The sequence below is a fragment of the Micromonospora sp. LOL_015 genome (assembly GCF_048060275.1).
Taxonomy (GTDB): Bacteria; Actinomycetota; Actinomycetes; order Mycobacteriales; family Micromonosporaceae; genus Micromonospora_E.
On sequence record NZ_JBHMIO010000003.1, the window covers coordinates 277,894 to 292,665 of the forward strand.

General features: G+C 67.0%; 15 protein-coding genes. 9 read left to right on the forward strand and 6 right to left on the reverse strand.

The window, feature by feature from the left end:
- The first annotated feature begins 75 nt into the window (after positions 1-75).
- Positions 76-1,182 carry a Ku protein gene (locus tag ACFHWU_RS05375; RefSeq protein WP_416589929.1) on the forward strand — a complete coding sequence of 369 codons (1,107 nt, stop codon included), beginning with the start codon at positions 76-78 and terminating at the stop codon, positions 1,180-1,182.
- 86 nt (positions 1,183-1,268) lie between these two features.
- Here ACFHWU_RS05375 and ACFHWU_RS05380 read toward each other — a convergent pair whose 3' ends face one another.
- Together ACFHWU_RS05380 and ACFHWU_RS05385 are read right to left on the reverse strand one after the other, a co-directional pair.
- Entirely contained in the window at positions 1,269-3,065 is a 1,797-nt protein-coding gene (locus ACFHWU_RS05380; protein ID WP_416589930.1) for a hypothetical protein, read from the reverse strand.
- Positions 3,062-3,409 carry a DivIVA domain-containing protein gene (locus ACFHWU_RS05385; protein WP_416551119.1) on the reverse strand — a complete coding sequence of 116 codons (348 nt, stop codon included), beginning with the start codon at positions 3,407-3,409 and terminating at the stop codon, positions 3,062-3,064. Before ACFHWU_RS05385 ends, ACFHWU_RS05380 begins: the two co-directional genes overlap by 4 nt.
- Positions 3,410-3,893: 484 nt before the next feature.
- Here ACFHWU_RS05385 and ACFHWU_RS05390 point away from each other — a divergent pair, with 484 nt between their 5' ends.
- The 7 genes from ACFHWU_RS05390 to ACFHWU_RS05420 all read left to right on the forward strand — a co-directional run bounded on the left by ACFHWU_RS05390 (position 3,894) and on the right by ACFHWU_RS05420 (position 8,575).
- Entirely contained in the window at positions 3,894-4,133 is a 240-nt protein-coding gene (locus ACFHWU_RS05390; protein WP_416551118.1) for a winged helix-turn-helix domain-containing protein, read from the forward strand.
- Between the two features lie 383 nt (positions 4,134-4,516).
- The gene (locus ACFHWU_RS05395; protein ID WP_416567856.1) at positions 4,517-4,717 is read left to right on the forward strand and encodes a GntR family transcriptional regulator; all 201 of its coding nucleotides are present in this window, start codon (positions 4,517-4,519) and stop codon (positions 4,715-4,717) included.
- Between the two features lie 413 nt (positions 4,718-5,130).
- The gene (locus tag ACFHWU_RS05400) at positions 5,131-5,391 is read left to right on the forward strand and encodes a hypothetical protein (RefSeq protein ID WP_416551116.1); all 261 of its coding nucleotides are present in this window, start codon (positions 5,131-5,133) and stop codon (positions 5,389-5,391) included.
- Positions 5,388-6,002 carry a hypothetical protein gene (locus ACFHWU_RS05405; RefSeq protein ID WP_416567857.1) on the forward strand — a complete coding sequence of 205 codons (615 nt, stop codon included), beginning with the start codon at positions 5,388-5,390 and terminating at the stop codon, positions 6,000-6,002. The genes ACFHWU_RS05400 and ACFHWU_RS05405 overlap by 4 nt, the downstream gene beginning before the upstream one ends.
- Complete coding sequence (locus ACFHWU_RS05410) at positions 5,992-6,435, forward strand: hypothetical protein (protein ID WP_416589931.1); 444 nt, start codon at positions 5,992-5,994, stop codon at positions 6,433-6,435. The genes ACFHWU_RS05405 and ACFHWU_RS05410 overlap by 11 nt, the downstream gene beginning before the upstream one ends.
- A gap of 28 nt (positions 6,436-6,463) precedes the next feature.
- Complete coding sequence (locus ACFHWU_RS05415; protein ID WP_416589932.1) at positions 6,464-6,901, forward strand: hypothetical protein; 438 nt, start codon at positions 6,464-6,466, stop codon at positions 6,899-6,901.
- Between the two features lie 513 nt (positions 6,902-7,414).
- On the forward strand, positions 7,415-8,575 hold the full coding sequence (locus tag ACFHWU_RS05420; RefSeq protein WP_416551114.1) for a cellulose binding domain-containing protein: 1,161 nt from the start codon (positions 7,415-7,417) through the stop codon (positions 8,573-8,575).
- A gap of 43 nt (positions 8,576-8,618) precedes the next feature.
- Here ACFHWU_RS05420 and ACFHWU_RS05425 read toward each other — a convergent pair whose 3' ends face one another.
- Complete coding sequence (locus tag ACFHWU_RS05425; protein WP_416551113.1) at positions 8,619-9,716, reverse strand: alkene reductase; 1,098 nt, start codon at positions 9,714-9,716, stop codon at positions 8,619-8,621.
- A 48-nt stretch (positions 9,717-9,764) separates the two neighbouring features.
- Complete coding sequence (locus ACFHWU_RS05430; RefSeq protein ID WP_416567860.1) at positions 9,765-10,139, reverse strand: DoxX family protein; 375 nt, start codon at positions 10,137-10,139, stop codon at positions 9,765-9,767.
- 117 nt (positions 10,140-10,256) lie between these two features.
- On the opposite strand from ACFHWU_RS05430, the gene ACFHWU_RS05435 reads away from it, so the two are divergent.
- Positions 10,257-10,742, forward strand: coding sequence for a MarR family winged helix-turn-helix transcriptional regulator (locus ACFHWU_RS05435; RefSeq protein ID WP_416551112.1), 486 nt, complete (start codon positions 10,257-10,259; stop codon positions 10,740-10,742).
- Positions 10,743-10,795: 53 nt separating this feature from the next.
- Here ACFHWU_RS05435 and ACFHWU_RS05440 read toward each other — a convergent pair whose 3' ends face one another.
- Together ACFHWU_RS05440 and ACFHWU_RS05445 are read right to left on the reverse strand one after the other, a co-directional pair.
- The gene (locus tag ACFHWU_RS05440; RefSeq protein WP_416589933.1) at positions 10,796-12,664 is read right to left on the reverse strand and encodes a LamG-like jellyroll fold domain-containing protein; all 1,869 of its coding nucleotides are present in this window, start codon (positions 12,662-12,664) and stop codon (positions 10,796-10,798) included.
- A 1,663-nt stretch (positions 12,665-14,327) separates the two neighbouring features.
- Positions 14,328-14,772, reverse strand: a 445-nt coding sequence (locus ACFHWU_RS05445) for a hypothetical protein (RefSeq protein WP_416589934.1), incomplete at its 5' end; no start/stop codon positions are given.

Below are 14,772 nucleotides of genomic sequence, written 5' to 3' on the forward strand. Positions count from 1 at the left end.
GCCGACCTGGTGATCTTGACCTTGGGGAAGGGCGGGACAGGTCGGCGGCCGCCGGTGGTGGCGAAGGGATCAGCCATGCGCGCGATCTGGAAAGGCGCGGTGTCGTTCGGCCTCGTGTCGATCGGGGTACGCCTGTACTCCGCTACCGAGGAGAAGGACATCCGGTTCCACCAGGTGCACCGGGAGGACGGCGGGCGTATCCGGTACAAGCGGGTCTGCTCGGTCGACGGCGAGGAGGTCAGCTACGACGATATCGCCAAGGGCTACGACCTCGGCGGCGGCGAGATGGTGATTCTCACCGACGAGGACTTCGCCGACCTGCCGTTGAGCACCTCCCGGGCGATCGACGTACTGGAGTTCGTGCCGGCCGACCAGGTCGACCCGATGCTCTACAACAAGGCCTACTACCTGGAGCCGGAAGGCACCGCGACAAAGCCGTACGTGCTGCTGCGCGACGCCCTGGCCGACTCGGATCGGGTGGCGATCGTCAAGGTCGCGATCCGGCAACGTGAACAGCTCGCCACCTTGCGGGTACGCGACAACGTGCTGGTACTCAACACGATGCTCTGGCCGGACGAGATCCGCCAGGCGTCGTTCGGCTTCCTCGACGACGACATCCAGGTCCGCCCGCCGGAGCTGGCGATGGCCGCCTCGCTGATCGACTCGATGGCCGGCGAGTTCGCCCCGGACGAGTACACCGACGACTACCGGGCGGCGCTGCAGGAGGTCATCGACGCCAAGGTGGAGGGCCGGGAGATCGTCGCCCCCGAGGAGGAAGAGGAGGCACCGGCCGCCGCGGTCGACCTGATGGCCGCGCTGCGCGCCTCGGTCGAGCGGGCCCGGGTGGCGCGCGGGGAAGCCGCTGGCGAAGCTTCGGACGAGGCTGCTGGCAAGGACCGGGAGCCCGCCGAGCCGACCCCGATCACCTCGGCCAAGTCGGCCAAGGCCGCCGCCGCCGCGCCGGCGGCGAAGAAGGCGGCCCCAGCCAGGAAGACGGCCCCGGCGAAAAAGTCGGCGACCGCCGACCAGAAGAAGACCACCGCCAAGAAGGCCCAGCCGGAGAAGAAGACCGACGCCCGCAAGGCCGCCGCGAAGAGCACCGGTCAGAAAACCGGCGGTACGCAGAAGTCAGGTGCCCGCAAGACCGCCGCGAAGAAGACCGCTGACCGCAAATCCGCCTGAACCGCCTACTCCGGACCCTCCCCGGGGCAGACACGAGTTACAGCTTGATGCCACAGGTGCATCTTGATGCACCTGTGGCATCAGCGTCAGCGGCTCGGGGCGACCCAGAATCGGCAGCCGGCCTGGTCCAGATGCGCGGCCACCACCTGCCCGGCGTGCGCGGTGGCCAGCTCGGTGAGCTGCCCGACGATGTCCGGCACGGCCGGCGGCGCCAACTGCTGCGGCACCGGGATCGGCTGCGCCGGGTCGGCCGGCAGCGACTCGACCACCGCCAACTCCAGGTAGTGCAGGCAGCAGCCGATCGCCTGCGGCACGCTGCGGCTCAACGGCTCGTCCACCGGCTCCAGCTCGCCCACCCGCTCCGTCCAGTCGACCGGCTCCACCTCGTCGACCGGGCTGGTCGCCGGCAACGCCTCGACGCCCCAGAGCAGGTCGTGCACCACCATCGGATCGTCGACGTACGGCCGCATGTCCCGCGCGGTCACCCGCAGCGCCAGACCGAGCCCGACCACCAGCGCAGCGAACGCGTCGAACGCCGGTAGTTCGGCCCAGTCGGTGGCGTGCACCAGCAGGCGGGCGCCGGGTCGACCGGCGGCGGCAGCCCGCAGGTACCGCCGGATCGGGTCCGGCCCGTCGCCGAGCACCGGCACCACCCCGTCGCGCAGCTCCTGCGGGACCACCCGCTCGCCGGTCAGGTCGAGCAGGTCCACCGGCCGTACGCCGAACACCCCGGCCAGCCGGCCCAGCCGGAACCGTTCCGGCAGCCGCGCCACCGGCAGCCCACCCGTTGCGATGACGGGCGCAGCGGTGGCCGGGCTCGTGGTGCGGCTCGGCCGCCACTCGACGTGCGTCGCCCGGTCCCGAAGATTGGTGACGGTGACGACGGCAGCGTCGAACTGCCGGCCGTGGCCACCGCACCGCCGACAGGTCAGCACCGGGTGCCGCCACCCGGTGGCGTGACAGTCCGGGCACGGCTCGCTGGGGATCGGCTCGCCGAGCCACGGCGGCAGCGGCGGCTGCCAGGTCCGGCGCAGCACCGGTGCCCGTTCGGGGATCGCCGGCCGGGGGCCTGGGATCCGGCACAGCGACGTGTGCCGCCAGCGGCGGTCCCGCCAGATGGCCTGCGCCCCGGCGGTCCACTCCCCCGCGCTGGCCGGGGCCGGCGGCGGCGTACCGCAGTCCTGGACGATGCGGCGCTCCAGCCGATCGACGTCGATCTCGTCGGGCGGCGCCGCCGACCGCAGCGCCGGCAGCAGGAAGTGCGCCGGTGCGGTCAACGACCGCTCGGCCAGCCCGGCCAACGCGTCCGCCACGGCGGTACCGTCGACGGCAGCGGGCAGGCTCGCGGCGTACCCGCGCTGGTCACGGGGCACGGCCGCGCCGGGCGTCTCGAACCTGATGTCCCAGTTGAGATCGGCCGCGAACACCCCCCACCGGGCCTCGACGACCAGGTCGAGGCAGAGCAGGTCGGCCAGCGCGCACAGCCGGCCCAGCGACTCGTCGACGCTGACCGGCGGCTCAGCCACGGTACGCCCGAAGTGGATCGACCAGGCCGGGTGGCCGGGACCGGCGTGCGCCGCCGCGAGCCCGGCGACCCGTTCGGCGTCCGGCAGATCCGGCCGCCAGGTCGACGGCAGGGTCAGCACCGGATCGGCTCCCAGGGCAGCGGTGTGGTCCAGGTAGCGCAGGTCACGCAGCGTCGACCGGTCGACCTTGACCTGCGCCGCCAACTCGTCACGCACCGGCCACAGTGGTATATCCCAGCCGCCGTGCAGGGCCGGCTCCGGCTCGATGTCGCCGGGCATCACGCTGGTGGAGGCGACCGCGCCGGTGTCCAGGTTCGCGACGGTCAGCACCAGTTGGGTACGCGGCCCGGTGGTCATGCGTACATCCGGGTCTGGGTGGACTGCCATTCGCGCAGCGCCCGCTTGATCCGCAGGTTCTCGTCGTCGGTGCGCCGCAGGTCGTCGCGCAGGGCGGTCAGGTCCTCCGCGACGTAGTGCAGGAAGGCGTACACCTCGGCAGGGTCGAGGCCGCGCCGCACTTCGCGGAACCGGCGGTCGCGGACCTGGCCGGGGTGGATCCGGGGCCGCAACGGCGGCCGGCGGAACACTCCGGCGTTGCGGGGCACTCCGGCGTTGCGGGGCCGCAGGTGCTGTGGTGGCTCGACCACCCGGTTTGCTCGCCGGCCTGGTCGGTTGAAGATCCGGTGGAGAAGGTTGCGCATCGTCGGGGTTCCCCTTCGGTCAGGAGTACGCCGGCAGCCGGTGCCGCCGACGCGATGCCGCGCTGTTGCTGTGCCTGATCTGCTCCCGGTGCTGGTGCTGCGTATCTGTGTGCTTGGACGGGGCGACCCGCCGGCCGGGAAGGCCGAAGCGGGAGGACTCGCAGCCGACGGGTCGCCCCAGCTCCGGCGGTCGCAGCCTCGTTCGGCGAGTACGACCCCGGAGCGGCTCATGCTGGATCTCTGCTGCTCACGGGCTTACGGGTTTCGCGGGGATTCGCTCGGGTAGGGCGGTCGGGGCGGGCAGGCCGCGCGCCACCACCCCGCCCCGACCAGTGCACGAACACCCCATCGTTGCCACGCGAGGAGCGCTCGTGGGAGCAACTTGAATGAGGAAGCCAAGTAACTTAAGTCCCATTGTTCATACACGTTCCTTGTGATCAAATTGGAGTCGCCACGCGAGGAGCCCTCGACAAGCAGGAGCGTCATGCCTGCCAAGCCTGACTACCTGCGGGTAGCCGACAAGATCATGGCCGACATCCGCACAGGAAAGTACGCGCCCGGCAGCAAGCTGCCGTCGATCGCCGAGTTCTGCAAGATGTACACGGTCAGCTCGTCCACCATGCAGCTGGTGAACGTGCGACTCGAAGCCCTTGAGGTGATCGACCGCCGCCAAGGCAAGGGCATCTTCGCCACCGATCCGGCGACGTGGATGCGCAAGCCGTAGGGCCTCGCCGGCCACCGGCGACCCCTGCCGTCTCGTCAGACCCGCGCATCCGATCACCACGCCCTGGAGCACGAAGCCCGGCCGTCAAGCCGTCCCGGGTAGCCGGCACATACGCACACCCCCTCCCTGACTAGTCAACCGTCCGCGCCTGCCGGCCACCCGGCGAGGCGATACCACCTGCTCAGCCGCCACCCGATCCGTTTTGCCGAACCAACCGGAGACGACCACGGCTCAACTTACCTTAGTAACTAGGCCAGGTCTACCCCTGACTTGTTGGAGCTTGCCGAGCTATTGCAGTAACTAAAGTAAGTCCGGCATGATCGGAGGTGCCGAACCAACTGGAGACACCTCACATGCCTACAGCCCAACCACCGTTCCGGCGCATGGCCGCCGACATCACCGAGATGATCAAGTCCGGTGCGCTCGCGCCCGGAGACAAACTCCCATCCACTGCCGAGCTCGCCGACAAATACGGCGTCAGCAAGGGCACCGCCTACCGAGCGCTGTCGCTGCTCCACGAACGTGACCTGATCATCGGTCAGCAGGGACGAGGCACCTACGTTGCCGACCACTCGACCGGCTAGCCCGACGCCGACCCCGGCCAGGGCGAACCGCCCTGGTCAGGCTCGCCCACCCGACTCCACTCTCGCCCTCAGTGACCACCAACGCCGACACGGACGGCCAAATACCACCCCCTCGGTCTCGAGCTGAAGCTGACGCACGTTGTCCCGCCGGGTTGACGTACATCAGCTTCAACTCGCGGCGAGCGGAGTGGACAACGACCGACCGCCCGTCACCGTCGGCGAAGAGCGTCCCGGCAACGCGGCACACATATGCCGCAGTCCAGACATCTCACCAAGCAGCCGACCATGCACCGCCACTGATCCACTGTGTCTACCAGTAGACCGTCCCCGTAGCGGACAGACGGTAGCCTCCACATCACCGGAAGGCGCAGCACGTCGCGGATTGCGTCGCCCCCGTCTGGACGGATGCCTACATGTCGGTCAACGATGTCAAGGTGCGTATCGGGCTGGCCATCGAAGCCGCCGAGGAGGCCAGGAAGCTCATCGAGCAGCTTGCGGAAGTCGCGGCAGAAGCGGGTGACCTGGCGCTGCGCACCGTGCACGACAGCCAGCACGACTGCGTCAACGAAGGCCGGGAGCACTTCAAGGCTGCGATCAAGGAGGTTGAGCTGACCATCCGTCGGATCGATGCGTGTGTCGAGCACGCCCGGGTGTACCGGAGAAAACTCGGGTGACCCTGGCCGACGTGGTCGCCCAGCTCCGTACCGCCGTCGAGCGACTGGACCAGGCCGCAGCCGGAGCTACTCGCGCCCAAGCGGACCTGGCCCAGGCGCACCGGCACCTCGACGAAGCCGGCGCCGGGTCCGACCACAGTGAGACGCGGGGTGCCGTCGACGATGCCGCGATCGCGGCGGCCAAGGCCGGCCGACTCGGCAACCTGCTCGCCAAGTCGGCAGAGGCGTTCTCCAGGTACGGCAACCACATCATGCCCGGCTCGATGCCCGTCGGCCGGGCCAACCCGGATACCAGCCTGCCCTCCGGCGAGGAGATCGTCGCCAGCACCGCACGCCCGAAGAGCTGGCACCGACGAATCGCCAAGAAGAGTGTTGAGAATGCCGAGACCGCCGGCGACGTGACCGGAAAGATAACGGATGCGATAACCCAGCTTGGACCGAAGGGAACCACATCTACGGTGCAACATCCCTCGACCCCCGGGCCCTCCAACCAAAGCCCCGGTTACGCTGAATCCGCCGAGTCCGCCGCAATTGTACTCGCGGCAACGCTTGCCCTTATCCTGAAAAAGCTCGACGATAGGAAGTCTCGGAGGCGGAACATTGACGACTGACCGCGAGCCGTACCTGGAACTCCTCCGGGAGCTCACCCACGGCGACCCAGCTGCCTATCGGGAGCGCTGCCGGCAGCTTGACGAAGCAGGGTGGCAGGAGCTCGGGCTTGTGCTCGGAGCAGCGTTTTTCCTCGCTGCACGCGAGCGGCTCGGGGACAGGACAACCAGGGGCGAGATTATTCGCCTGGTCGCCGAGGTTCGCAGCAAGTTCGCGGACACCACGCTGAATCTTGATCCGGAGCTGGCCGAGAAAATGCTGATCTCGGCCCTGACCGGCGAGACCGGCGACGTTGAGGGTGCTGAGCAGGGCGCACTACTTGAAACCGAACTCGTCGTGCTGTGGCATCTACTCTCGGACGCACCAGCAGACAAGTTGGACCGCTTCCTCGCTGAGGTCGACCAGCTCGCGGAGGAGTGGAGTGAAGAAGATTAGTCCAAGGGCGGTTGCCCTGGTACGGGCGTTGCTCGCCCTCGACGACGACACAGACGGGCCGACCGCCCAGGAAGATGTTCCGCCCGAGGACCAGCTCGGGGTGGCAGCACTCTTCACCTCCTTGTTCGTCCTCGCCGTGCAACGGCAGTACCCGGAGGGTGCCAGCCGCGGCGAGATCATCCGCTTCGTCGCGGAGCTTCGCGCCGCCCTTCCTGCGAGCACGTCGGTCGATGCGCGGGCGACCGAGGGGACGATCACCTCCGTGGTGGACGCAAAGCGCCGGGAGGAGATTCCGCCGGATGTGGCGGCGGAGTCGGTGATGGAGGTCATCCAGTACCTTCTCGACCCAGCCGAAATCGGCATGGACGAGCTGGAAGCAGTCTTTGCGCGGGCCATCGCGTACGCCGAGGAGCACGGCCTCGACGCTCAGCTGCGAGTGGAAGAGTCCTACGGGAGCCAGCCCTGATCCAACATCAGGCGCTTCCGATCACCGCGCTCGGACTACGACCGAGACCGCCGCCCTCGTCAGACCCGCACGCCGAACTCAGGCTTACCTACCCGGCTTTACTTTCACTCTCAGTGACCACCAATGCCAGGACGGGCGGTCAACATCGGACCTTCGCGTCGAGGTGAGGCTGACGCACGTCATTCCGCGGTTTGACGTGCGTCAGCCTCACCTCGACATAAGCGGAGTGGGCACCACAGCGGAGTGGGCACCACTCTGCACCGTTGACGGTCAGTGACGTGGAGTCCCGTCAGATAGGGAGCAAATACCGCGTAAGCCACGTTCCCGACGCTCGGAGCAGGCACCGGGCGGCCATACCCAGCGCGTCGTCACACCCGTTGTACAGTGACAGTCACTGATGTAACGATGAGGGCGCCTGCAGTGGCCTGGGCCGGCGGACAACTGTGGGACCGTCCGTCCTGCCGGCCCAGCTAGGTCGGCACGGGTTCCTGGGATCAAAGGAGACCAGCCCCCATGTCGTTGTCGTCCACCCCACCGACGCGTCACCGTACCGATGAAGTGCCCCGCAGCCGCCGGCGGACCTCGTGGTGGCGGACCTCGTGGTGGCGGGCCACGGCCGGCGTCGCCGCCGCGATGCTTCTCGCCACCAGCGGTACGACGGCGGCCAGCGCCCCGGCACACGCGGCCGGCACGACCGCCGGGGCCGCCACCAGTGCCAGATGCCTGACGGTGACAATCGAGAGCAGCTACTGGAACAACGGCCCGGACAGTGGTGGCGTCTTCCGCGACATCACCATCACCAACACCTGCGCCACGGCGGTCACCGGCTGGAAACTGGTCCTGACGCTGCCGGCCGGCGAAACGGTCCAGCAGGGCTGGAACGCCAACTGGACCCTGGACGGTGAAACCCTCACCGCCACTCCGACGACGTGGAACAACATCATCGCCGCCGGCAGATCGGTCGAGATCGGATACGTCGGCGCCTGGACCGGCGACCGACCGCAGGATCCGGGCTGCACCATCAACGGCGACCCGTGCGACGGCAACCAACCCGGGCCGGGGCCGGCACCCGAGGTGACGCTGACCAGCCCGGTCGACAACAGCTACCTGGTGTCAGTCTGCGCCATCCGGATGACCGCCGACGCCAGCACCAAGACCGGGACGATCGAACGGGTCGAGTTCCACATCAACGACCAGCTCGTCGGCAGCAACACGACGGCCCCGTACGGCATCGACGTTCCACCCGACCACCCGGCGCTGCGCGACGGCGACACCAGTGACGGCTTCCCACGGCACACCGCCTTCGCTCGGGTCGTCACCGCCTCACCGGCGGACACCGCCGACTCGGCGACGATCACCTTCAGCCAGGCCGCGCCGCCACCGGCGCTGATGGTGATCGCCTGTCCGTCGCAGGTGGAGGTGTCGGCCGGTGGCTCAGCGACCATGACGTTCGTGACCGTCTGCGCTGCCGCCCCGGCGCTGCATCTGACGGTGACCGGCGACCCCGGAGTCAGCGTCACCCCGACGGTCACCCGGCCCGGCAGCACGGAACACCCGGTCACCATCACCGCCGCACCCGGCAGCGCCGGAGCCGTAGCCCAAGTCAGGGCGACGGCCGACACCGGCTCGTGTCTGCCGGCCACAGCAACGGTCACCGTCGGCCCACCCGACTGACGAAACGGCTCAGCCCGCTGAGCCGGCGGTACCGCCGGGCCGCCTATCCGGCGCTGGCCGGAGTGCCGGCACCGTCCAAGGACGGGTAGTCGGTGTAGCCGTGGGCGTCACCGCCGTACACCGTCGCCTGGTCGACCTCGTTGAGCGGAGCCTGCTCACGCCAGCGGCGTACCAGGTCGGGGTTGGCGATGAACGGTCGACCGACCGCGACCGCGGTCGCCTTGCCGCTACGTACCAGGGTCTGCGCGGTTTCCCGGTCGGTGACCGACGCGAACCCGGTGTTGACCACGACCGGGCCGCCGAACCGGGCCGACAGGTCCGCGAGCAGCGGATCGGCCGGGTCGATCGACAGGTGCAGGAAGGCCAGGCCGAGCGGGGCGATCGCGTCGACCAGCCCCCGGTAGGTGGCGGCGGTCTCGGCCGGATCGTCCTCGACCAGCCCGTTGGCGCCGTTGGCCGGGGAGAGCCGCAGCCCGACCCGTTCCGGGCCGATCTCCTGGGCGACGGCGGTGACCGTCTCGGCGACGAACCGGGCGCGGGCGGCCGGCGAACCGCCGTACCCGTCGGTGCGCTGATTGGTCGGCGGGGCGAGAAACTGGTGCAGCAGGTAGCCGTTGGCGCCGTGCAGCTCGACGCCGTCGAGGCCGGCGTCGACGGCCGAACGCGCCGCCTGCCGGAACTCGTCGACCACCTGCGGCAGCTCGTCGGTGGTCAGGGCGCGCGGCGTCGGGTACGGCTGCATGCCGGTGGCCGTGATCATCGTGCCGTCGGCGGTGACGGCGCTCGGCGCGACGGTCTCCTGCCCGTGCTTGTTGTCCGGGTGGGCGATCCGACCGGCGTGCATCAGCTGGGCGACGATCCGGCCGTCGGCGGCGTGCACCGCCTCGGCGATCCGCCGCCAGCCGTCGACCTGCGCGGGCGTGTGCAGGCCGGGGGTGTTCGGGTAGCCCTGCCCGACGGCGCTCGGCTGCACCCCCTCGGTGATGATCAGGCCCGCGGTGGCCCGCTGCTGGTAGTAGGTGGCGGCGTGCTCGTTGGGTACCCCGTCGGGCTGCGCCCGGTTGCGGGTCATGGGTGCCATGAACACCCGGTTGGGCAGGTTCCACTTGCCGATGATCACCGGCTCGAACAGCTCAGGCATGGTCAGGTCTCCCCAGGAGGTGGTGAATGGTCAGAAGGCGTACGGGCGTCAGAAGGCGTACGGGCCGAATCGGCCCCAGGCGACGACGGCGGCCATCGCCAGGAGTGCCAGGTTGGGAACGATCGCCGGGTACTCCTTGCGCTGGGCGTGCACGATCGCGGCGCCGATCATCATCAGGACCAGACCGAGGGCGGCCAGCGGTACGAAGATCGGGGCGATGCCGGTGGCTCCGGGCAGGATCAGGCCGATCGCGGCAAGGATCTCCAGCGCGCCGATGGTCCGTACCAGGCCCATGGGGAAGTCGGCGGCGAAGCCCATGCCCTTCTCGACGAGCTTCTCTCTCGGCTGGCTGACCTTCATCAGCCCCGCGCCGAGGAACGCTGCGGCGAGCAGTCCGGCGAGCACCCAAAGAACGATGTTCATATCTGTCTCCGATGTCGGATCGCTTTAAGCTTGAAGCGAGGCTAGTCCGCGATGACTTCAAGCGTCAAGTGACGCAGCTCTCGTGATCACTTGACGCTTGAAGCTAGACTCGACAACATGGCCACCCCGACCGAGCAGCCGCACTGGCTTGACGAGGACGAGCTGGAGACCTGGTTCGCCCTCGTCAGCGTGCTGACCAGGCTGCCGGCGGCGCTCGACCGGCAGCTGCAGCGCGACGCCGGGATCAGCCACTTCGAGTACCAGGTCATGGCCGCACTGTCCGAGACGCCCGAGCGCACCATGCGGATGAGCCGGCTCGCCATGATCGCCGACGGGTCGTTGTCGCGGCTGTCACAGGTCGTCACCCGGCTGGAGAAACGGGGTTGGGTCAGCCGCGCGCCGGACCCGACCGACGGCCGCTACACGCTTGCCACGCTGACCGACGCCGGCTGGGACAAGCTGGTCGAGACGGCACCTGGACACGTCGCCGAGGTGCGCCGGCTCGTCTTCGACCCGATGACCAAGGGCCAATGCCGACAACTACGCGACATCGGCCGCCGGATCACCACCACCATCGACCCCGACGACTCCTGCCTACGCTGAACGCGGCGGCCTGCGCACCCTGTGCCGGCACGCAGGCCACGCTCAACGAACGGTCACCCGATCGGGCCACCCGCCATTCCTGACATCCGGGCGATCATGGTCTCGTCGGCGGCTCCCGCGTACACCCGGACCTCGTCGACGACGCCGGTGAGGTACTGGCCGAAGCTCCCGTTGTGCAACGCCCGGCCCACCTGCAGGCCGCCGTCCGCCCGCCAGCCGGCCGTGTACGCGGCAGTGCCGGTCGCAGAAAGGTAGCCGTCGACGTAGAGTCTCACCTCCTGGCGCGCCGAGTCGTAGACCACCGCCAGGTGCTGGCCGAAGTAATCCCATTCCGGGTACGTCAAGTTGTCCTGTATGACCGTCGACGCCGGGTCGGTGGTGTCCTGGTGTGGCAGGACCAGCTCCCAGCGATTCGACGCGGCGTTGCAGCGGATGACGAAGCCACTGGCGGTGACGCCGGCCTGGGACAGCACCGCCTGGTCGGTGTCTCCGCAGGTCGGGCCCGGCAACCGCACCCGTACGCCGACGGTGAAGCTGCGGTCGGTAACCGCGATCGGTCCGTCGGTCTGCGCCCAGTCGTCGACGCCGTCGAGCACCAGATGCCCATCAGCTACCAGCGGCGGCTCAGCGAACGGGTCCTCGTCCATATCCGGGGCGTACAGGTGCGAATCGCCGTGCAACCGCAGGTCCGCACCGCCGCCGTACTCCGGGCTGTTGCCGTTGGTGGCCTCGTCCAGCGGCCAGTAGCCGAACGAGGTCGGCGGCCGAGCCGACAGGTCTCGCACCTCGTGCGACACCAGTACGCGGTCGAAGACCGCGACGTCGGCGAGGTCTCCGGCCCAGCCCTCGGTGTAGCCGCTGCCGCTGACCGCGCGACCGATCTGCACCGCACCCTGCGACGCCCACACCGACTGACGCAGCGCCACCGGCTGTTCGTCGCCGTGGACGTACAGGGTCATCGTGGTCAGCTCCGGGTCGTACGCGGCCGCCAGGTGGGTCCACTCGCCGAGCATGACCGGCGCGGTGCTGGTCACCGACCACACAGCCGGTGAAGGCGAGTCCGATGCGGCGATCTCGAACGCCCAACGGCCACTGTCCGCGTCGAAGCCGAGGGTGAAGCCGGGCGCGTCGATGCCGTCCTGGCTGACCGCGACCCGGTCGACCGAGTCGTCGGTCAACCGCACCCAGGCGCTGGCACCGAACCCGGTCGACGTGTCGATCAGGCCGGAAGTGCTGGTAGCCAGGTAGCTGGTAGCCGCGTCGCCGGTGAGTCGGGCCGCCCGGCCGAGTTGGCACTGCGCGCCCAGGTCAGCGCACTCCGACCCAGGAACGCCGAACGTGACGCCGCTGCCGGCGGCCGCCGGGTGGTTGCCGCGCGCGTCCGCCGCCGACGTGGCACCGGCCGCATCGTCGAGCGGCCACTCGCCAGCAGCGAGCCGGGTCGGTACGGAGAAAAGGCAGTATGCGATCGGCGAACGTCCTCCGTCCGCGTCGACCGCCTGCACGGTGACTGAGGTCGTCCCGTCCTGCACCGGCATCCAGCGCAGCGACACCGGCGCACCGATGCTCGCGGGCACTAGGACGTTGTCCGGCAAGGGGTTGGTGTTGAAGCCGTACAGGTACTTGACGACCTGGGGGGACGGCGAGTGGAAGGTGAAGGTGCCGTACACACCGATCGACCCACGGTGCTGGTTGTCCTCGGCGCAGGCGCTGGTGTGTTCGTCGGCGTCGAGCGGCAGGTACTCCGGCGAGTCGATGTCCGGCGCGATCGGCGCGACGACGTTGCTCGACGTCGCAGTTTCGTGCCCGGTCGGTCCGGCCACCGCCGGAGCGGCGGCCACGGTGTGTACGCCGAGCACCAACGCGATCAGCACTGCCACCCGCCGCAGCCCGCGCACGGATCCACGATTATCCACTGTCATCTACTACTCCCCCTTGCCAGGCACTGAATACGCGCGATAACCATGCTTTCACACAACGATGATCGTTGTCAATGCGTGGCACCAGAGCTAATCGACTTGCATCTTCCGCATACAGCGGCACGAGAGCCATCGCACTACCCAAATTTCCACGGACAGCCCAAACGCCCACAAGCGAATAGAATCATCCCGCGACGAGGCAGCAACGACAGTCTGCGGTCTTAACCAAGGCGACCAGACAGACCAACCAATGTCCACATCCTGACCTCAACCAGCAACAATGAGCTCACTTTCTCCACCTGGAACTTCCAAGCCAGATGATTCACTCGAACGATGCATTCGGACAACAAATGACAGACAGGCAACGAAGCCTTCTCCAAGGTCGGACGACAAGAGCACCGGAATTACTCTACCGGCACGATCATCGATCCTCAAAAAAATCTAGGATAATTTGTCGATCATCATTATTGGCACAACTCAGGGTCAACGACGAGTACACTGACTTTAGTTTCACCCCCACTACACCATAGAAGAGTGCGCGCGTCGTTACACCACTACCCTCTCCTCTAATCTCCAACCCAGAATGACTGACGCTATATCGCCACGGTCGAAACTTACCATCCAACACAACAGGAAGTTCCGCATAGCGAGCCAATTCGCTAGCCAAATGGATTCGCTACCTTTTCACCATTCCGATAGAATGTTGTGCGCGACACCTATTCAGGCAGCCAAGGAGCGACGCCCGGAATCAGAGTGCAGACACAGCAGCGGACGGTTTTCTCAAATTGCCAGCTCCGAAGACTCTTCGAAACTTCACCCCATCTCCCAGAACCACCCCATCCCAGCAGCAACCACTCTCCCTTTCGACTCTAAGAACACGCTCGAGTAGCTGAGCCATTCACCGATCGGAAAATACTGCCCACCAGTTTCTACCTCGACAGCCAAGGTGCGCTGACGTCACTCGGCACCGCTGCATCCACTTGCCACACATGAGCTCCGCACAACTTCCATGCTCTTTTATCGATAACGCCTGGATAGCTCCGACGCCAGTTCACGCACTGTCCAGCGGCACATCGTCGGGTCGGATCACAAGTCGACCCGACGATGAATTCGTCACAGAACGACCAGCGCCAAATCAGAGCGGGCCGGGTCGCAGATCGACCTCATCAATCCCCGTTATTGGACCCGCCCCTCAACGCCATCGAACTCTGCTCGGACTCCTTCCGGCGCCAACCGAATGATTTCGATGGCCAGCCTCCCGTCCAGCGAACCCTTCGTGCGAGCAAGAGCCCAGCGAAGCAACGGAACCGCATGCGACGATGCGAAGAAGGCGTCACGCGCCGCCACATCTTCGATCCCACTCTCCTTGAGGTAATTCCATTTCTCGAATATGACGCCTGGGTCACCCACTGCATTCACAAGCCGAATGTCGCTGCCGCGAGTGCTCAATCGGACTCGCCCCATACGGGCGTGTCCAAGTACGACACCTTCTACCCGATCACCCACCGATGGCCAAGTAGCACGAAAGTCCGGGGAGTCTGCAATATCCAAAGAGTCAACCATTCCCTCATCGCCACCCTCCAACTGAAGGATAAGCCCATACGAAGCATGACTCTTCACTACACCTGAAACCAAGTCATACCTAACCAATTCAATCCCTTCAGGCTCATCTCCCCGGCACCCATCTACTGCGCGGAAATTGATTGAACTCCGATATAAGATCACGCGGAATCAAGTACTCAAGCTGAGCATCATCCATTCCCTCCCATATTTCTATGTTGTTCTCATCGACCCATTTTGACGGTACCCGAACCTTAAATCCATCACCCGCTCGATGTGGATTATTAACGGCAAAGTCGGTCGTCCTAGCACTATTTCCGAAATGGGCAGCACCGGTGGCAGCCTCGCCGTTCTCATCGAAATCTGGAAAGTCACTGGGATCTAGGCCCTGCATACGCTCTCTATCACCCCTACTTGGCGGCGAAACTCGACAAAGCTCCAGATCGTTGGTGTTGTGTACGAGGACCGGCGTTTTGCCTGCGAGTACATAGTACGTGTGGATGTCGTCGATGGTGAGGTTGTGGACCGTACGGGTCTCGGACCACTGACGC